Genomic DNA, 18,920 nt, shown 5'->3' on the forward strand with positions numbered 1-18,920 from the left:
ACTAGACTTTCTACCACCCCGCGTCAAACCACCCCGGCCACTCCCAGCGCTGTCATCTCCCCCGACACCCCCGCCCACGCCACATCGAATCCAGGCACTTTGCGCTCTGGAGGCACGGGGTGCGCACGCAGCGCCCAGGTGGCACCAGCCACCACACTATCGATCACCGGTACCGTCACCTGCGGCTGCACCAGAGCAGCCATGCCGGCCAGCCCCGCCCCGCCCAGGATGACGGCCTGCACACCCATTTGCCGCACCACGTCGCGGCAGGCCTGGGCGAGCAGTGTGCGGGCGGCTTCGGGGTCGGCGGCCAGCTGAGCGCCGGTGGGTGCCACGGTGTGGATTCCAGCCAGCGCGTGCGCGTGGCCCAGCGCCTGCGCCAGGCGCTGCAGCATGGGTCCCCAGCGCTCGCCGCCCGTAACGATGGCATAGCGCCCGTGGCGAGCGGCTTCGATGAAAGACGCTTCGGCCAGCCCAGTCACAGGCACGGGGCTGCTTTCGCGCAGCGCCATCAGGCCCGGGTCGCCAAAACAGCCTATCAGCACGGCATCAGGCTGCGGCTGGTGTTGTGACAGTTCATTCGCCCAGGCATCCAGCGCGGCGTGGGCCGCCACTGCATAGCTGGCCTCGCAGGCGATGTAGGGGGCGCCGAAACGCGCCGTGGCCGTGCGCACCGCTACATGCAAGCCCGCTGCAGCCTGCACATGCCGCTGAAGCAAGTTGCTGACGCTGGCCGATGTATTGGGGTTGATGACGAGCAGTTGGCGCATAACAAGGTGGCAGGATTCAGGCGCCCAGCAGTTGCGCCAGGTCGGGCGTGTCGGCAGCCGGTGGCGTGAACTCCAGCTGCGTTTCAATGCGCGCCAAATGCTTGAGCATGAGGCGCGCGGCCTCGCGCGCATCGCGCAGGCGGATCGCATCAATCAACGCCCGGTGCTCGCGGCAGCCGCAGGCGGTGGCCTCTTCGCGTTCGCGCGCGTGGCTGGGGCTGTAAGTCATGAGGATGAGCGAGGTGCGCGAGACCAGCTCGCGCAGGATACGGCCCAGCGTCTGGTGCCCTGCGGCCTGCGCGATGTGCAGGTGGAAATCACCCGACAGGCGGATCGCACGACGCATGTCACCGCTGGCGCGCGCGGCCTCTTCGTCGTCGATGCAGGTGCGCAGTGCGGCGATGTCGGCATCGGTGGCGTTGGCGATGAACAGCTCCACCAGGCGCGGCTCCAGCAGGCGGCGGGCCTCGAACACTTCCAGCGCCTCTTGCGGCGTGGGCTGCGCTATCGATGCGCCCCGGTTGGGTGTGAGCGTGACGACCTGCTCGTTGGCCAGCCGCACCAGCACAGGCCGCACCCGCGTGCGGGAGACCCCGAAGGCAGCCGCCAGCTTGTCTTCCACCAGCTTGGTGCCGGGTGGCAGGCGGTGGTCGAGGATGGCCGAGATCATGCGGTCGTACATGTCGTTGTCGCTGAGCTGGCCTGTCGTGTCGGGCTGCACGGGCGGTTCGGTGACCGCAGCGCGCGCGCGCCGGGGCTTGGGGAGGGTGGTTGTCATAAGGGCGCCGTTTTTACCCCGAACGGCCCTTGCGCCTGCGGCCCAAGGCCCACACCAGCGCCAGCGTGATACCCATGACAACGAAGGAGACCACGGTGGTCAGCGTTCCCAGTGCGTAGATGGAGGGAGTGGTCACTGTGCTGGTGAGGCCCTGCAGCTCCAGCGGCAGCGTGTTCACGTCGCCAATGGCCTGCGAGGTGCGGGCGATCTCGTCCCAGCTGAGCGTGAAGCCGAACATGCCAATGCCCACGACCGAGGGAGCGATCAGCGGCAGCACCACATGCGCAAAGCCCTGCCAGGGCGTGGCGCCCAGGTCGCGTGCGGCTTCTTCGTACGCAGGGTTGAAGCGGTTGAACACCGCAAACATGATGAGCAGGCCAAACGGCAGCGTCCAGGTCAGGTGCGCGCCCAGGGCCGAGGTGAACAGGCCCAGCGACGTGCCGTAGCCCTCCAGCGCACTCTCCATGCCCAGCCATTCAAGGGCCGCCTTGATGCCGTTGTCGATAAGCCGGAACTCCAGCCCGATGCCCAGCGACACGATGATGGACGGCATGATGAGGCTGGCCACCACGATGAAGAACAGCGTGTTGCCGCCCGCCAGCCGCTTGCGAAACGCCAGCCCGGCCAGCACCGACAACACCACGGTGCACAGCATCACCGCCACACCCAGACCCAGTGAGCGCCACAGCGCCGCACCGATGTCCACCACGCCCAGGCCCTCGGCCAGCTTGGTGAACCAGTGCAACGACACGCCGCGCATAGGAAACGTGAGCCCACCTTCTGGCCCCTGGAAGCTCAGGATGAAGATGACGAACATGGGCCCGTACATGAACAGCACGAACAGCGCAAAGAAGATGGCCAGGGGCCAGAAGCTGGCGGGGCGGGAATCGCGCACTTTCATCTCACAGCTCCTTGCGGATATCGACGAGGCGCGTGAGGCCCCAGATGATCATCAGCACCACCGCCAGCAAAATCACCGCATTGGCCGCCGCCAGCGGGAACTGCAGGTAGGACGTCTGCACCTGGATGATCTTGCCGATGGAGGCGATCTGCTGGCCGCCCATCACGCCGATGGTGACGAAGTCGCCCATGACGATGGTGATCACAAAGATGGACCCGATGATGATGCCGGTGCGCGACAGCGGAACGATCACGTTCCACAGCGTCTGCCAGCCACTCGCACCGCTGTCGCTGGCGGCCTCGATGAGGCTGCGGTCAATGCGCATCATGCTGTTGAAGATGGGCACGATCATGAACATGGTGTACAGGTGCACAAAGGCCAGCACCACCGAGAAGTCCGAGAACAGCAGTCACTCCACAGGTGTTTCGATGAGGTTCATGCCCATCAGCGTCTGGTTGACCAACCCATTGCGCCCCAGCAGCGGCACCCACGAGATCATGCGGATCACGTTCGATGTCCAGAACGGAATGGTGCACAGCACGAACAGCAGCGTCTGCATGCCCGAAGAGCGCACATGGAAGGCTAGAAAGTAGGCGACGGTGAAGCCGATCACCAGCGTGATCAGCCACACCAGAAAACTGAACTTGAGCGTGGACCAATACGTCTTGAGCGTGACGCACAGCCCGTCGGACACGTCACTGCAGCCGTCAAAGATGGACACGTAGTTCTTGAACGTGAAGCCCGGCAGCAACTCGTACTCATTGAAGTCCCAGAAGCTGACCATCACGATCAACGTCAGCGGAATCAGGAAAAACAGCGCGAACACCAGCGTGAACGGCGCAGCCTGCCACCAGGCGGCAATGCTGCGGCCGGGGACGGCAGCAGCAGGCAAGGTCGGTGTGTGGGTTGTGCTCATGGTGTTTGCAAACAATCGGTATCAGATATCCGCAGCTCGGCGTTTCGTCTCAATCCTTGAAACTGGCGCGGCCAAAGGCCAGTGCCCCCGTGCAAGGGCCGCCCCGCCGCACCGGGGGCGTCCCCCTCCCGACCCGCGCAGCGGGTCGAGAGAGGGGTGAAGGCGCGCAGCGCCTCAGGGGGTGAAACTTCTACGCCGCGACGAATTCATTCCATTTTTGGACCATGTAGTTGTTCTCGTCCATCAGCGCGTTCCAGCAGGCAATGCCGCCCATGCGCGACTCGTAGCTGCCGCCGTCGCGCACCGCGCCGGACTTGGCCAGCACGTCGCCATTGGGGCTCTTGATGTCCTGCGTGGCGGGCTTGCCTTCCATCCAGTAGGCCCACTCGTAGGCTTCCATCTTGGACTTGGCGGTTTCCAGCACGGCGCTGTAGTAGCCCTGGCGGTTCAGGTAGGCGCCGGCCCAGCCGTCCAGGAACCAGTTGATGAACTCGTAGGCGCCGTCGAGCTTGCGGCCCGACAGCGTGGCCGGCAGGCCGAAGCCGGCAGCCCAGGCGCGGTAGCCTTCCTTGAGCGGCTGGAAGTTGCACGCAATGCCCTTGGTGCGCACGGCCGTCACAGCTGGGCTCCACATCGACTGAATCACCACCTCGCCCGATGCCATGAGATTGACCGACTCGTTGAAGTCCTTCCACAGCGCGCGGAACTGGCCCTGCTTCTTGGCTTCGATCAGGGTCTTGATCGTGAGATCAATCTCCTTCTTGGTCATGTTGCCCTTGTCGGGGTACTTGTAGATGCCCATGGCCTCAACCACCATGGCGGCGTCCATGATGCCGATGGAGGGGATGTTCAAAATCGCGGTCTTGCCCTTGAACTCGGGGTTGAGCAGCTCGGCCCAGGAGTTGATGGGGCGCTTGATCAGGTCGGGGCGGATGCCCAGCGTGTCAGCGTTGTACACGGTGGGGATCAGGCTCATGAACTGCGTGGGCGCAGTCGCAAATTTCTTGGACTTTTCGCCCTCCAGGTAGATCACCTTCTTGGGCGCCGTGCCCTGGTCGCCCACGGCCTTGCCTGCCACCTGGCCGGTGGTGAACAGCGTGGTGATCTTGTCGGCGTTCTTGATGCGCTTGGTGTCGATGCCCTTCAAGTTGCCCGTGGGCACGATCTTTTTCAGCGAGAAGTACTCGGTGTCGATCAAGTCAAAGCTGTTGGGCGCGGTCACGGCGCGCTTGGTGACGTCGTCCGTGGTCACGGCCACGTACTGGATCTCGATGCCGGTGTCGGCCTTGAACTTCTCGGCAATGGCCTTGTCCTGGTTCACGGCCGTGCCCAGGTAGCGCAGCACGATCTTTTCCTGCGCATGCACGGCCGGGAACATGCCAGCGGCCAGGATGCCCGCCGTGCCCTTGAGCAACGAGCGGCGCGCCACTCCAGTGGCATCGGAGACAACAACAGGGGAATCAGCACGGGAAGCATCGGACATGGAAAAACTCCTTGGGTTGCGGAAGGGGACGGGTGAAAAAAGAGCGGACATGGCGGCGCGGTCAGGCGGCGACGGCCATTGCGGGAGCGGGCACGGACAGCGGGTGCGCCTGGTCGGGCGTCCAGTGCAGTTGCACGCCCTGCCCCACCTGGTAGGGCCGCGCTGCAAAGGTGGCCTCGGACACCATCACCGAATACGCCGCCGTGGCGTTGGCCGACAAGGCCACGCCCTGCTTTTGCAGGCCCAGCAGCACGTAGGTGCCTTGGTATTCCACATCGGTCACCACGGCCTGCATGCGCTGGGCACCCCAGGGCAATTCGGCACTGGCGGGGACAATCTGCAGGTGGTCGGTGCGCACGCCCACCTTGCCTTCGGGCGTGTCGATCACGTTGTGCCCGCCCATGAAGCGCGCCACGAATTCGCTGGCGGGCCGGTTGTAGACCTCGTGCGGGCTGCCCACCTGCTCGATCACACCGTGGTTCATCACCACCATGGTGTCGGCCAGGGCCATAGCCTCTTCCTGGCTGTGGGTCACATGGATAAACGTCAGGCCCAGCTCTTTTTGCCAGCGGCGCAGCTCGGCACGCATCTGGATGCGCAGGAAGGGGTCGAGTGCCGACAAAGGTTCGTCCAGCAGCAAGACACGCGGCTGGGTGATGAGAGCCCGCGCCAGCGCTACGCGCTGCTGCTGCCCGCCAGAGAGTTCGGCGGGCTTTCGCTCGGCCAGGTGGCCCATCGCGACGCGCTCCAGCAGGTCACGCGCCTTGGCCTGGCGCTCGGCCTTGGCTACGCCCTTCATCTTGAGGCTGAAAGCCACGTTGTCCAGCGCAGACAGGTGCGGGAACAGCGCAAAGCTCTGGAACATCATGGCCGTGCCGCGCGCGGCGGCGGGCAGGTCAGTGATGTTGCGGTTCTCCAGCAGGATGTCTCCGCTGGTCACCGACTCATGCCCTGCGATCATGCGCAGCGTGGTGCTCTTGCCGCAGCCCGAGGGGCCCAGCAGGCAGCAGTAGCTCCCGCTGGCAATGCGCAGGTTGATCGCATCCACCGCCGGCTTGCCCTGGGCGTAGCGTTTGGTGAGGGCGACGATCTCGATGGCGGCCGGAGTCGGCTCGGGGGTAAGGCTTTGCATGAACTTGCCGTACGCAAAGCCTGTGCCAACTTTGTACACAATGTTTTATTTGTTTTGCATACAAAATGCACCAGCACTGTGCGCGATCGCACCTGCACCAAAGCGCTTGTGCACCACAGGCGGCCCACACGCAGCTCGTTGTGGTGCACACGGTGCACTGCGGGATTTAGTAAATCACCCTACTTCCGCACGCAGGTGCGTGGCTATACTGGCCTCGGCATCAAGAAACAATTTCTTACGTACAGCCCTTCCGCGCTCGCCGCATGAACCTCGACCCACGCTCGATGATTGCCATGGCGGGCTTCATGTCCGCCATCATGGCGATCGTGCTGCTGTTCATGCGGCGCTACTACCCGCCCTCCATCCGCGGCGTGGGCGCCTGGGCCGCAGCGCCGCTGCTGTGGCTGGTGTCCACCGTGCTGTTCGGCGCACGCGGGCTCATCCCAGACTGGCTCAGCCTGGTGCTCGCCAACCAACTGCTGGTGCTGGGCACCGTCACCTACTACATGGGCACGCGCAGCTTCATGGGGCAGCCAACCGTCTGGCGGCCCTGGAACTGGCTGATGGTGGGCACCACCCTGGTGTTCATCGTGCTCACTTACTGGGCGCCCAACTACGCCATGCGGGTCGGCTTCTTCACGGTGGTCATGGAGGTGATCTACATCGCACAGATGCGCTTCATGCTGCGCCACGGTGGGCGCAACTTCCCCGTGCGGCTGGTGGAGGTGGTGCTGGCCCTGCACATGGCGGTGCTGGCCGTGCGGCTGATCTCGATCGTGACCGGGAATGCCGGTGCCGACCTGATGGAGCCTTCGCTGTTCCAGACGCTGTACATCGGGGCCTATGTGATCACTGTGCTCATGCTGTCCATCGGCGCGGTGCTCATGGCCACCGACCGCCTGCGTACCGAGCTGGAACACCTGGCCACCCACGACTCCCTTACCAACACACTGAACCGCCGAGCGCTGCTGCAGCGCTGCGATGAAGAGCTGGAGCGCGCACAGCGCTACGGCAACGGGCCGTCCATCATGATGGTGGACCTGGACAACTTCAAGGCCGTGAACGACACCCGAGGCCACCAGCATGGCGATGCGGTGCTGGTGCATTTTGCAGAATGCACCCGCCAGGTGCTGCGCCGCGCGGATCGGCTGGGGCGGTACGGCGGCGAGGAGTTTCTGGTGCTGCTACCCGACGCAGACACTGCCGCCGCCCAGGGCGTGGCCCAGCGCATCCACGCCACGCTGTCCGCTGGCCATCCCCTGGACTGCGAGGTCAGCATCGGGCTGACCAGCTGGACCGCCCCCCACGAAACGCTGGATGCCATGCTGTCGCGTGCCGATGCGGCGCTGTACCGAGCCAAGAACGAGGGGCGCAACCGGACCTGCATCGCTTGATACGACGCAGGGAAGTCCAGCAGGTTCAAGCCGTCTGCGTGGCCACACCGGCCGATTCAAAGCTCGCCATTTCTGCCAGCACCGCGCAGGACGACTGCAACAGCGGCCACGCCAACGCAGCGCCCGAACCCTCGCCCAGGCGCAGGCCCAGGTCCAGCAGCGGTTCGGCCTGCATTTGCGCCAGCATGAGGCTGTGGCCGCGCTCGCCCGAGCGGTGCGCAAACACGCAGCGCTGCAGCACCGCAGGCTGCAGACGGCTGGCTACCAGCACGGCAGCGCTGGTGATAAAGCCATCCACCACAATCACGCGCCGCTCAAGCGCTGCCTGCAACACAGCGCCCACCAGCGTGGCCACCTCATAGCCGCCCAGCGCGGCCAATGCGGCCAGCGGCGTGGTGGCCTCGGCATTCGCGTCCAGCGCCTGCTGCAACACGGCGCGTTTGCGCTCGATGCCTGCAGCATCCAGGCCCGTGCCAGCGCCCGTAACGTCCGCCAGGGGCAGGCCCGCCAGGCGCGCCAGCAGCAGCGATGCGACCGAGGTGTTGGCAATGCCCATCTCGCCGAGCAGCAGCACATTGCCGGGCACGACGCGCACCACCTCTATACCGTTGGTGATCGCTTGAGCGCATTGCTCCGCAGTCATGGCTGGGCCGACCGACGCGTCGGCCGTGCCGGGCGCCACCTTGCGCAGCAGCAACTGGGGCGCGCCCGGGGCGGCATCGCGCGGCGCGATGGGCTTGGCCACGCCGCAGTCCACCACGGTGAGGGCCAGGCCGTGTTGGCGAGCCAGCACGCTCACGGCAGCGCCACCGGCCAGAAAGTTCTCCACCATCTGCCAGGTCACGTCACTGGGGAAGGCCGACACCCCCTTGGCCGCCAGGCCATGGTCGCCCGCGCACACCAGCATTTGCGGCTGCAGCAGCGCGGGGGCCTCGGTGCCCAGCACCTGGCCGATGCGCAGGGCCAGCGACTCCAGCCGACCCAGTGAACCGAGCGGTTTGGTCTTGTTGTCGAGCAGGTGCTGCAGACGGGCGGTCAACGGAGCGTCGGAAATATCGGCGATGGCGGGGACGGTGAACTGGGCCAGGGAGTGCATGGTGTGTGAGACAACAGAATGAAAAAGGAAACAGGAAGGGCTGAAGGCCGTGGGCAACAGCACTCAGGCGGTGGCCGGATCTGGGGCGATCAACGCCCGCAGCGCACCGGGCACAAAGCTGGCGTCCGCCATGCGGGCCAGCCCTTCAAACATTGCATCGAGCGTGGGCACGGGCGCCGCACCCACACGGCCAAACAGGGCCTGCAGCGCAGCAGGGTCTTCCAGCAAGCCATGCAGGTACACACCCAGCACGTTGCCTGCCGGGTTCTGCCAGGCGATGCCGGGGATGACCTCGCGCGCCACATCGCCCTTGGCAGCCATGGCCGGGTGCTGGGCGGTCTGGCCGTGGTGGATTTCGTAGCCCGTGACAGACACACCCGCCAGCGCAGCCCAGGCCCCCAACACCGCACCAAAATGCGCCTGGGTGCGTTGCACGGTCTTGGCAACCTCGAAGGTGGTGACCAGCGGCAGCAGGCCCAGGCCCGGCGCATTACCGTCGATGCCTGCGGTGTCAATCAGCGCCTCGCCCAGCATCTGCAGGCCGCCACACACGCCCAGCACCGTGCCGCCCTGCTCCGCGTGATGGGCAACAGCCTGGTCCAGCCCTTGCGCGCGCAGCCAGGCTAGGTCGGAGGCGGTGGCCTTGGAGCCGGGCAACACCACCCAATCGGTGGGCTTCAACCCGCCCAGGTCGGCCGGGCTGCGCGCCCACAGCAGGCGCACGCCGGGCACGTTCTTGAGCGGCTGGAACTCGTCGAGGTTGCTGATGCGCGGGTAGGCCACCACGGCCACCGTGGTGTGCACCGCGCCCGCTGACAACGTGCGGTCATCGAACACGCCGTCTTCCTCGGGCAGGCCGTGGCGCCATTGCATGGGGATGGTGGCCGCAGTGGGCACGCCGGTCAGGTCTTGCAGCATCTGCGGCGCAGGGGCCAGCAGGCTGGCATCACCGCGAAACTTGTTGAGCACAAAGCCATGGATCAGCGCGCGCTCGTCCTCGGGCAGCAGTGCCCAGGTGCCGTACAGGTGGGCGAACGCGCCGCCCCGGTCGATGTCCGTCACCAGCAGGCAGCGCGCATCGGCATGGCGGGCCACGCGCATGTTGACGATGTCGCTGGCATGCAGGTTGATCTCTGCGGGCGAACCTGCGCCCTCGATCACCACCACGTCGTTCTCGGCACGCAGTGCATCCAGCGCAGCCGCGATCTGCGGCCACACCTTTTCGCTGCGGCCGCGCCAGGGCATGGCGGTCAGCTCGGCGCTCACCTGCCCCATCAGCACGACCTGGCTGTGCGTGTCGGCCTCGGGCTTGAGCAGCAGCGGGTTCATGCGCACCTCAGGCTCGGCACGCGCAGCCAGGGCCTGGAAATACTGGGCGCTGCCGATTTCACCCATCACACCCGCAGGGCCAGGCACCACACGTGCGTTGTTGCTCATGTTCTGCGCCTTGAACGGCGCGACCTTGAGGCCCAGGTTGCTGTAGTAACGGCACAGCGCCGTGGTGAGCCAGCTTTTGCCCGCGCCGCTGGTAGTGCCCAGCACCATCACACAACGGGCCAATTGGGGAGCAGAGTTTTCAGTCAAGGCAGTGGGCGGACCATGCGGTCCATGATGTGTTCAAGTGCTGCGGCCGCATCGGTGCAGCGGCCCGTGTGCACGGGAGAGGTCTGGATGATGGCGCTGCGTTTGGCGGTGAGCCAGTGAAAGCGCTGGCGGTACGGCAGGCGGGCGATGGGGCCACAGCCTTCGTCGCCCGCGCAGATGGCGACGATGGCGGACAGGTGGCGGCGCACGGTGTCGACGTCGGCGTGCGGGTCAATGGCCAGCAGGCGTGCCTCGTCGAGCGCGATGGAGGCCCGCAGGAAGCCGCTGCGCTGGCACGACAGGATCACGCCCGCGTTGATGAATTCCTCGCGCTCCACACGCGGCACAACGCGCACGATGGCGTAGTCATACACCTCAGGCACGTGCATCGGCGGCCTCCTTCAGTGCATTCACCCAGGTGGCGCGCCCGGCCAGGCGGGCGCAGAAGTAGTCCACATAGGCCTGGCGGTGGGTAGGGGCAGCGGTCAGCAGGCCTTCTTCGTGATCTGCACCGGCCAGCACCAAAAACTCGTCGGGCACCTCGGCCAGGATGCCCGCCACCACCTCGGGCGTGAGGCGCGCGGCCAGCTCGGCATCCACCTGCGCGAGCAGCGTGGCCCGGGCCAGCAGCACATGGTCGGCAATGGGCGCAAAAGGTTTGGCGGGCAGGGCCACCGTGCCGTTCCACGCATGGTGAAAGGTCAGCGCCGCGCCATGGTCGATGAGCCAGGGCTGGCGGTGCCACATGAGTAGATTGGTGTTGCGCGCAGTGCGGTCCACATTGCCCACCAGGGCGTCGAACCACACGAGGCGCGAGGCGAAATCATCCGACACCACATCCACCGCCGGGTCGAAGTTGAGCGCGCCCGAGAGGTAGTCCAGCCCCACGTTCAGGCCACCACTGGCGCGCACCAGGTCCTGGATCTCGGGGTCGGGCTCGGTCTGCGCCAAGGCGGGGTCAAGCTGGGCCAGCACGATCTCGGGCACGGGCAGGCCCAGCGCGCGGGCGATGCCGCCCGCAATGATCTCGGCCAGCAGTGCGCGCACGCCCTGCCCTGCGCCACGGAACTTGAGCACGTAGGTGCCCAGGTCGTCGCCTTCGACGATGGCGGGCATGGAGCCACCTTCACGCAGCGGCGTGACGTAGCGATTGACGGTGATGGTTCTCACAAGGTCTCCCTCGATCCGATGGAATGCGGGATGGTACGGCCCGGCAGCGCCTGCCATGCGGCCAGCAGCGCATCTTGTGCCGCGGGCGCCAGCACCCCCAGGCGCACGGTGCCGTGGAGGCCGAACGACGTCGCATCCCGCAGCTTGATGCCGCTGGCTCGCAGCGCGGCCAGATCGCTTTGCAACGTGTTGGTGGCGGGCTGCGCGCAGAAATAGTTGGCCAGGCTGCCGGCGTGCAAGGCCCAGCCCAGGTCGATACACAGAGCCTGCTGGCGAGCCTTCCAGTCGCGCAGGGTGCGCAGGCTGTGCACCAGCCATTGCTGCACGGTGGCCTGCGTCCACGCCTGCAGCAGTGCCACGCCGTGGGCACCCACGGGCCAGGAAGACGCCAGGGCCGTCAGTCCCAGCGCCTGCTCTTCACAGTCTGGCGGCGCAATCGCATAGGCGGCACGTACACCCGTCAGCCCCAGGGCCTTGTTGGGGGTCCAGAGCTGCCAGCAGGCCGATGGCAGGTACGGCTGCGGTGCGCCGGTCCATGCGCCCTCGGGGTCCAACCTCAGGGGGACATACGCGCAGTCGAGCACACGCCAGGCAACGTCGGCATCGCTTTGTCGCCAACCGCGCAACGAGGGATCCTCCACACCCAGAGGGCTGGAGGGCTCGCACGCCCATTGCAGGCCCGCTGCGGCGCCGCCGCCCCGCAGCACCTCCAGCCCGCGCACCTGCGCGGCCTGGGCGTAGTCGCCATAGCTGTGTGGCGGCACGGCCACCTGCACCGCGCCCTGCTGTGCGGCCAGCGCGGTGATGCGGTGGATGAACTCGCTGGCACTGGCCGCCAGCACGATGCGCCCTGGCGATACGCCGTGGAAGGCGCCCAGGGCCTCGCGCAGCGCCGTGTAGGCCGGGTCGGGGTAGCGCGTGGCGTCGGCCGCCTGCACGGCGTGCAGCGCCTCGGGGCATGGCCCGCAGGCGTTGCTGTTGGTCGAAAAATCAAACACCGGGATGCCCGCAGCGTCCGGCCCACCGTGCAATTGCACAGGCAAGCAAAAAGGACCTGGGAATGTCATGCATGCACCCAGGCAAAGGCAACCAGGACCAGCAGCTGAAGGGCGGCCGCCACCGGCACCATCGCCAGCACCACCTGCGTGCCCAGGCGCGCGGCACGACGCGTATCGAGTGGCCCAGCCCGGTGGCCCTTGCTGTGCAGCGTGTACACACCCGGCTTGGCCAGGCGCACGTTCAACGCCAGTGCCATGGCCGCCATGGGCCAGCCGCTGTTGGGGGATGGCGTCTTGCGCGCCTGGCGGGCCAGAGTGGAAAAAGGCAGGCCCTTGGCGACCACCCCCAACAACAAGGCGGTGATGCGTGCAGGCACCCACGACAGCACGTCGTCCGCCCGCGCCGCCCACTTGCCCGCCCATTGCCAGTACCGCCCGCCGCGCATGCCCGGGTAACCCCACATGGCATCGGCCGTATTGGCAAAGCGGTACAGCGCAGCGCCCGGCAGGCCCAGCAGCGCAAACCAGAACAACGGCGCCACCACGGAGTCGTTGAGGTTCTCGGCCAGCGACTCGATGGCCGATTCGCGCACTTGTACGGCGGTGAGCGCGCTTACATCCCGGCTCACCAGCCGGGCCAGCTGCGCACGCCCGGCGGGCAGCGATTGGCCTAGCGCCACCTCCACCGCCAGCACTTCATCGTGCAGCATGCGCCAGGCCAGCAGGGGCTTGAGCAGCAGTGCCAGCAACGCCGCCGCCACAAAACCGTGCAGCATCAGCACCAGCTTCTGCGCCGCCCAACCGAGTATAAAAACAATAGCAGCCAGCGCACACCAGACAAGCGCTGCGCGCCAAAATAGCTTGAAATCTCGGGCCACTGGCATCCGGGGCGCCAGGCGCTCACCCCACCACTGCAGCGCCCGCCCCATCCAGACCACCGGGTGCCAGGCAGCGGGCGGCTCGCCCAGCCACCAGTCCACCGCCAGCGCCAGCAGCGGCACGCCGATCCACACCGCCACCATGGGCCAGCCCCCGGCGGGTGTGAGCAACAAAAGCCAGTGGTCGGACACGGCGGCCTCACTAATCTTCGATGCCGCGTTGCGCGGGAATACCCGCCTTGAACGCGTGCTTGATCAGCTGCATCTCGGTCACGGTGTCGGCCAGCTCGATGATCTCGGGGGGGCAGCGGCGGCCGGTGAGGCACACGTGCACGTCCTTGGGGCGATCGCGCAGGGTCTGCAACACGCCGTCGAGCGGCAGCCAGCCGTAGATCAGCGGGTAGGTGATCTCGTCCAGCACCACCAGGAAATGCTCGCCCGACAGGATGGCGGCGCGCGCCTTTTCCCAGCCGTCGCGCGCGAGCTGGGCCGAGTGCTCCAGGTCTTTGCTCTTCCAGCTGAAGCCGTCGCCCAGCCCCTCGATGGGCAGGCCAATCTGCTCGAACATGCGGTGCTCGCCAAAACGCGCGGTGGGCACCTTCATGAACTGGAAGATCTTCACAGCCTTGCCCCGGCCATGGGCGCGCAGCGCCAGGCCAAAGGCGGCCGTGCTTTTGCCCTTGCCGTCGCCGGTGTTGACGATGATGAGGCCCCGGCGTTCGCCCTCGGGCTTTTCGTAGCGTTTTTCGGTCGGCGGGGTTTCGATCTGCATGGTGTCGATTCTTTCAGAGAGGCCAGGCATCACACGCCGGCCGGTTGCAACGGGGAAGACAACGAGGACGGACGGCGCGCCTGCCACGCGGCGCCCGCCATCGCCACCAGGGCCATGACCAGCAGGGCCACGATGCCCGCCATGCGCTCCACGGGGCTGGGCTCGGTGGCGCTGTCAGAAGGGGCTGGCTCGGGCTGCCGCTCCAGCAACACGCCCATGGTAGGCACGGCGGGCGCGGAGGGTGGTGCTTCTGCCTGGGCGGGCGGCGCGGGCAGGTCAGCGGCGGCGGGCGCAGGCTGTGGCGCTGCCAGGGCTGGCGACTGCGGCGCGGCAATGGCCATGCCAGAAGGCGGGGTCAGCTCTACGGACTCACCACGTGCCGCTCGCTCCACCCAGCGGCGCACGCTGGGCAGTTCGGCCGCCAGCGGCGCGGCACGCGTCAGTTCCTGGTACATCTGTGCCAGTTGTTTTTGCGTGTCGGCATCGGCCTGCCAATAGCCCTGGCGCTGCGCCTGCACCAGGCGCTCCAGCGACTGGGCGTAGGCCTGTGGATGTTCTTTCAGCCACTCGGGCAGGCCCAGCTGGTGCTTGTCGCGCACCAGCACGTCGTAGAAGCTTTGCCAATGGTCGCTGCGCACCGTGTCGGGCGCCACGGCCTGCCAGCCCCAGGCGAACTGCACGGCCTTGAGCACTTGCAGCGTGCCCGAATAGCCCTCGGCCTTCTGCGCCTGGAGCCAACCCGGGTGCAGGTAGCGCGACTGCATCTCCAGCGCAATGGCGCGCTGTGCAGTTTCGGTGGTGGGCTCACTCACATCCTGCAGCTGGGCCACATGCAGCTCCAGCCCCTGCGGCCGGCCGGCCACACGGGCTGCGGCCGACAGGCCACCCAGGTACTGGAACGGGTCGTCCGAGCTGACCATAGCGTACAGGTTCGAGCTGCGCGACAGGATGGCTGCGTCGGTGCGGCGCAGGTGCGCTCCCAGCGCCTTCGCCGCCGTGCCGCCCGCAACCCCCGTCACCGGCTCGCCCTCCAGATAAGGCTGGCTCATCCGCTCGAGGAACATCTGGCCCAGGCGCGCATCGTTGGTTTGCAGGCCGTCGCTTTGCACCGCGTCGGACAGGCCGGTGCCGTAGTCGCCCACCGCATTGCCGAACGAGCGCACGCGTGCCAGTTGCTCAGCCTGTGCGCGGGGCACGCCTTGTTTGCGCAGCTCCTGGCCGATCTGCTCGGTATTGCGCGCAATCACATTGCCGGGCTCGGCCGTGGCGGCCTGGGCCACCGCGCGGTCGAGCAGCGCCATCAGCGCGGGAAACTGGTCGCGGTACGAGCCGGTGATGCTCATGAGCACATCGACGCGCGGGCGTTTCAGCTCATCGGCGGAAATGGTCTCGACCCGCGCCGGGCGACCCGAGTCGTCCCACACCGGGCGCATGCCCAGCGCCACGAGCGCCTGCGCTTCCATGATGCCCTGGTGGCGCAGCGTTTCGCCCGCCCACAGCGACAGCGCCATGCGCTGCGGCGCCTGGCCGCCATGGCGCGCTTGGAAGTCCTTGAACCAGTCGTTGAACAGCGTCTGAGCCACGGCATAGGCCTGGCGCGTGGGCAGGCGGCTCGGGTCCAGCCCCGTGAGGTTGCGGCCCGTGGGCAGGCTCTCGGGGTTGCGGATGGGGTCGCCACCGTACGCAGCGGTGAGGAAACGGCCCTCCAGCCCTGCGAGCAGGCCGGGCATTTCGCCTTCGGTGGCCAAGAGGCGCTCCAGCTCCTGCGCGCGCTGGGCCAGCTGCAGCAGCGCGGGCGTGTCGATGGGCTTGCGCGCGGCGCGGTTGGGCACATGGTCTTCGGCGCGCACCAAGCCGTCTTGTGCTGGCGGCGCGTCAGGCAGCACGGGGCGCAGGTCCAGCACGCTGGCGGCCTGCGCGTCGGTCAGCGCCACTTCCAGCCAGCGTGCAGGGCGCGCGGCCAGCACGGCGTCGTGCTTGATGAGGAAGGCTTCGTCGATGTCTTCGCCCAGCGCCTCGATCAGCGGCTTGCGCAGCGCCTGCAGGATGGTCTCGCGCCGCTGCTCGGGCGCGGGCACACGGCCAAACACGGCCAGGCCCTTGGGCTGCGAGCTTTGCGCGAGCTGGTCCAGGTAGGGGTGCAGGATTTCAAGAAAGCCGTGGAAGTCGGCAGCGATGCGCGCGGCGCTCCAGCCCAGATCGCGGTGCAACTGGTGCTCCACAAACTGCGCCACCAGCTGCTTTTCGAGCGCGCGGCGCGTGGGGCCTTCGTCCACGGTTTCCCATTCGTGCATCACCTCGTGCATGTGGGCCATGCGCGCCTCAAAGCCCGCGGGGGCAAACACCGGCGTGCGGTGGCTCACCAGCACGGCGCGGCCCCGGCGCTTGGCCGTGAGTGCCTCGCCCAGGTTGTCCACGATGTAGGGGTAGACCACAGGCAGATCGCCCAGGGGCAGCAGCGCGTCGTCGTGCACATCGAGCGCACGCGCCTTGCCACCGGCCCACTCCTGCGTGCCGTGGGTGCCAAAGTGGATCAGCGCATCGGCCTCCAACTGCGCCCACAGGTACACGGCCAGGTAATGGTGCGACAGCGGCGCCTTGGATTTGTGCATGAATGGGTTCTGGCCCAGGCGCAGGGTTTCCTCGCGCGGGGGCTGGGGCAGCACGGCCAGCTGTCCCACCTGCAGGCGCGGGATGGCGAACACCTTTTCGCCCTGCCAATCGACCACGTAGCGGCTCTTCTCGGGCGTGCCCCAGTGCGCGTTCATGCGCTCGCGCGCGGCCTTCGGCAAGGTGACCAGGTGCTGCTCGTAGCGCGCCAGCGGCAGCGCGGCGGCCTGGCCTTTTTGCAGCAGCGCGCGCACATCGGCGCCGGGGTAGTAGGCGGCCAGCAGCGGCTTGAGCCCATCGATCCAGCCCTGCTCGGGCACCTGCTGCGTGCGGTAGCCCGCCTGGGCCAGGCCGCCCGAAACCTGCTCCAGGCTGCGCGGCACGTTGAGGAACGAGGCGCCGAAGTTGGTGCCACCCGGCGGGTAGTTGTAGACCATGGCCACCAGGCGCTTGTCGGCGGCGGGTTTGGTCTGCAGCGCGATCAGGCGCCGTGCCTTGGCCGCCACGGCCTGAGCCTGGCGCTCTATGAGGCGAAAGTCCCGGCCCTCGGCGCCGAGGGCTGCCACCAGGATGGGGTCGATGGCACCGGCCGCTTCGGGCTGCGCCAGGTAGAACGGCACATCAGACAGCGACAGGCCCGTGTCGCTGGCCTCCCACGCGGCGGCATCGCCCGCGCGGTAGGGCTGGGTGCCAAGCAGCGGCACGCCCCAGCGGGCCAACAGCGGCTGCAGCGCAGCGGCCTGGGGCACGAGCTGGTGCAGCACCAGGGCAGAGGCATGCAAGCGGCCCGGGCCGGTGCCGCTCTCAGTGGGCAGCTCCAGCACCTCGGCCAGGGTCTGCGCCGTGACCTGCTGGCCAAAGGCCGCATAGGCGAACAGGCCCTCCTGGCGGAAGGTGTGCAGCCAAGCATCGAGCCATTCGGTGCTGCCATCCACAAAATGGTGGCGGTGCACCAACACGGCCACGGCGGGCAGGCCGCGCAGCGCGGGCTGGCCCTGGCGCCAGGCCTCCAGCGCGGCGGCATGGGGCAGCAGGCGGGGCGCGTCGGGGTGGTAGATGCCCCGGGGGGGCAGGATGTCGGGCGCGGGCAAGACGGGCATGGCAGCACCCGCCACGGTGGCACGCGCCAGGGCGATGGCGCTCTTCAGGTTGCGCGGGCCGCCGGCCTGCAGGTAGGCCACCATGTGGCCGGACGCATCGAGCGCGGTCAGGTCGGCGGCGGGGGTGCCCGCAGGCACCCAGACCACGCGGCCAGGGGTGCGCACCGCACGCGCATCGAGCTGCGCCCCCGCCATGCGGCGCAAGCGTGCCTCCACGCTGGCATGTGGCGCATCCACCCACACCAGCGCAGCGCCCGCCAGCGCGCGCTCCAGCTTCTGGGCCTGTGCCGCGTCCAGCACCGCTGGGCCACCCAACGGGTAGTCGATATGCACAAAGCCCAGACCCGCCTCGCCAGCCAGGCGTTGCACCATGGCCGTGCGTGGGGCGGTGGTGATGTCGGAGGTGAGCCAGAGCAACACGGGCGCAGACTGCGCGGCCTGCACCAGCGGCGCAGCCAGCAGCAGGCACCACAGTGCCGTGCGCAGAATCAGCGCCTTCATGGCTTGGCGGGGTCGGCCGCGCCAGCGCCCGCGTCTGCAGGCGCCACACCGGTTTCGGGGATATAGACGATGTTGCCGTCTTCGAGCTTGTAAGCAACGCCCGCACGCACGCCCTGCCCTTGCGCTGCGCTGCCAACGCCCTTGAAGCGCACTTCCTTGCCCTGCTCGCGCACCACCACTTCCATGTTGGGCTGGCCGGGGTTGCGGATGATGGTGACGCTCTCATGGGCGCTGGTCTGGGTCTGCACGGCCACGGCCGTCAGCAGCGCCACCACCAGCACCAGGAACACGTCCACCAGATTCACGGCGGACAGCATCGGGTCGTCGTCATCCTCAGCCAGGACGCTCAAGTGCTTCAGCGTCATTGCGCCACCCCGCGCTCCTTGCGCACCACCAGCAGCTCGGCCAGCAGCCAGCGGCGGCGCACCGAGTACACCACCAGGCCCACCGACGCAGCCGCCAGCGCCAGCACCACGCCCGCAAAGGCGCCGCTGAACACCGCCAGCGCCTGCTGGCCGTTGCCCGCGGCCACGCTCTGCAGCGCGGGGCCGAGCGGGATCATCGTGGCGATCAGCCCCAGCATGGGCGACAGGCGGCTGAGCAGGCGCACGGGCTCCACCTGGCGCACCAGTTGCAGCTCCAGCTCTTCCATCGACAGGCCCGGCGCCACGCGCAGCGAGCGGTACTGCGGCTGGCGCCAGCGTTGCCACGCCTCCATGAGCGTGGCGCCGCCCGACCACAGCGCGTAGACAAACGCCAGCCCCACCAGCACCAACACCGGCCACAGCAACGACTGCGCAACCTGCGAAAAGCCCGATTCGATGTTCATGCTTGCAC

The 18,920-nt window shown here is 67.5% G+C and carries 16 protein-coding genes and 1 pseudogene; 1 reads left to right on the forward strand and 16 read right to left on the reverse strand.

Annotated features, from left to right (window positions below; all coding sequences use genetic code 11):
* Positions 1 to 23: 23 nt before the first annotated feature.
* The 6 genes and pseudogenes from C8C93_RS10860 to C8C93_RS10885 form a co-directional block, all read right to left on the reverse strand.
* The gene (locus C8C93_RS10860; protein WP_121506903.1) at positions 24 to 770 is read right to left on the reverse strand and encodes an aspartate/glutamate racemase family protein; all 747 of its coding nucleotides are present in this window, start codon (positions 768 to 770) and stop codon (positions 24 to 26) included.
* Between the two features lie 16 nt (positions 771 to 786).
* On the reverse strand, positions 787 to 1,548 hold the full coding sequence (locus C8C93_RS10865) for a GntR family transcriptional regulator (RefSeq protein WP_121506904.1): 762 nt from the start codon (positions 1,546 to 1,548) through the stop codon (positions 787 to 789).
* Positions 1,549 to 1,561: 13 nt separating this feature from the next.
* Positions 1,562 to 2,449: an ABC transporter permease gene (locus tag C8C93_RS10870; RefSeq protein WP_055395267.1), complete on the reverse strand. Its 888-nt coding sequence runs from the start codon at positions 2,447 to 2,449 to the stop codon at positions 1,562 to 1,564.
* Between the two features lies 1 nt (position 2,450).
* A pseudogene (locus C8C93_RS10875) lies at positions 2,451 to 3,365 on the reverse strand (ABC transporter permease).
* A 190-nt stretch (positions 3,366 to 3,555) separates the two neighbouring features.
* Positions 3,556 to 4,848, reverse strand: a complete 1,293-nt coding sequence (locus C8C93_RS10880; RefSeq protein ID WP_121506905.1) for a PotD/PotF family extracellular solute-binding protein — start codon at positions 4,846 to 4,848, stop codon at positions 3,556 to 3,558.
* A gap of 61 nt (positions 4,849 to 4,909) precedes the next feature.
* Complete coding sequence (locus C8C93_RS10885; protein WP_121508744.1) at positions 4,910 to 5,980, reverse strand: ABC transporter ATP-binding protein; 1,071 nt, start codon at positions 5,978 to 5,980, stop codon at positions 4,910 to 4,912.
* Between the two features lie 284 nt (positions 5,981 to 6,264).
* On the opposite strand from C8C93_RS10885, the gene C8C93_RS10890 reads away from it, so the two are divergent.
* Positions 6,265 to 7,374, forward strand: a complete 1,110-nt coding sequence (locus tag C8C93_RS10890) for a GGDEF domain-containing protein (protein WP_121506906.1) — start codon at positions 6,265 to 6,267, stop codon at positions 7,372 to 7,374.
* 25 nt (positions 7,375 to 7,399) lie between these two features.
* Here C8C93_RS10890 and cobT read toward each other — a convergent pair whose 3' ends face one another.
* From cobT to C8C93_RS10940, 10 genes are all read right to left on the reverse strand, one after another.
* Positions 7,400 to 8,470, reverse strand: coding sequence for a nicotinate-nucleotide--dimethylbenzimidazole phosphoribosyltransferase (gene cobT / locus C8C93_RS10895; RefSeq protein ID WP_121506907.1), 1,071 nt, complete (start codon positions 8,468 to 8,470; stop codon positions 7,400 to 7,402).
* A gap of 63 nt (positions 8,471 to 8,533) precedes the next feature.
* Positions 8,534 to 10,015 carry a cobyric acid synthase gene (locus C8C93_RS10900; RefSeq protein WP_121506908.1) on the reverse strand — a complete coding sequence of 494 codons (1,482 nt, stop codon included), beginning with the start codon at positions 10,013 to 10,015 and terminating at the stop codon, positions 8,534 to 8,536.
* 35 nt (positions 10,016 to 10,050) lie between these two features.
* Entirely contained in the window at positions 10,051 to 10,443 is a 393-nt protein-coding gene (locus C8C93_RS10905) for a DUF3037 domain-containing protein (RefSeq protein ID WP_121506909.1), read from the reverse strand.
* Complete coding sequence (locus C8C93_RS10910; RefSeq protein WP_121506910.1) at positions 10,430 to 11,224, reverse strand: HipA family kinase; 795 nt, start codon at positions 11,222 to 11,224, stop codon at positions 10,430 to 10,432. The genes C8C93_RS10905 and C8C93_RS10910 overlap by 14 nt, the downstream gene beginning before the upstream one ends.
* The gene (locus tag C8C93_RS10915) at positions 11,221 to 12,291 is read right to left on the reverse strand and encodes an aminotransferase class I/II-fold pyridoxal phosphate-dependent enzyme (protein ID WP_121506911.1); all 1,071 of its coding nucleotides are present in this window, start codon (positions 12,289 to 12,291) and stop codon (positions 11,221 to 11,223) included. The genes C8C93_RS10910 and C8C93_RS10915 overlap by 4 nt, the downstream gene beginning before the upstream one ends.
* The gene (cbiB, locus tag C8C93_RS10920; protein WP_121506912.1) at positions 12,288 to 13,244 is read right to left on the reverse strand and encodes an adenosylcobinamide-phosphate synthase CbiB; all 957 of its coding nucleotides are present in this window, start codon (positions 13,242 to 13,244) and stop codon (positions 12,288 to 12,290) included. The genes C8C93_RS10915 and cbiB overlap by 4 nt, the downstream gene beginning before the upstream one ends.
* A 58-nt stretch (positions 13,245 to 13,302) precedes the next feature.
* Positions 13,303 to 13,872, reverse strand: coding sequence for a cob(I)yrinic acid a,c-diamide adenosyltransferase (cobO, locus tag C8C93_RS10925; RefSeq protein WP_121508745.1), 570 nt, complete (start codon positions 13,870 to 13,872; stop codon positions 13,303 to 13,305).
* Between the two features lie 29 nt (positions 13,873 to 13,901).
* The gene (gene cobN, locus C8C93_RS10930) at positions 13,902 to 18,083 is read right to left on the reverse strand and encodes a cobaltochelatase subunit CobN (protein ID WP_121506913.1); all 4,182 of its coding nucleotides are present in this window, start codon (positions 18,081 to 18,083) and stop codon (positions 13,902 to 13,904) included.
* Entirely contained in the window at positions 18,080 to 18,448 is a 369-nt protein-coding gene (locus tag C8C93_RS10935) for a DUF2149 domain-containing protein (RefSeq protein ID WP_121506914.1), read from the reverse strand. The genes cobN and C8C93_RS10935 overlap by 4 nt, the downstream gene beginning before the upstream one ends.
* Complete coding sequence (locus C8C93_RS10940; RefSeq protein ID WP_008906167.1) at positions 18,445 to 18,912, reverse strand: hypothetical protein; 468 nt, start codon at positions 18,910 to 18,912, stop codon at positions 18,445 to 18,447. Before C8C93_RS10940 ends, C8C93_RS10935 begins: the two co-directional genes overlap by 4 nt.
* Positions 18,913 to 18,920: the final 8 nt, after the last annotated feature.

The sequence above is a fragment of the Acidovorax sp. 93 genome, from assembly GCF_003633835.1.
Classification (GTDB): Bacteria; Pseudomonadota; Gammaproteobacteria; order Burkholderiales; family Burkholderiaceae_C; genus Acidovorax; species Acidovorax facilis.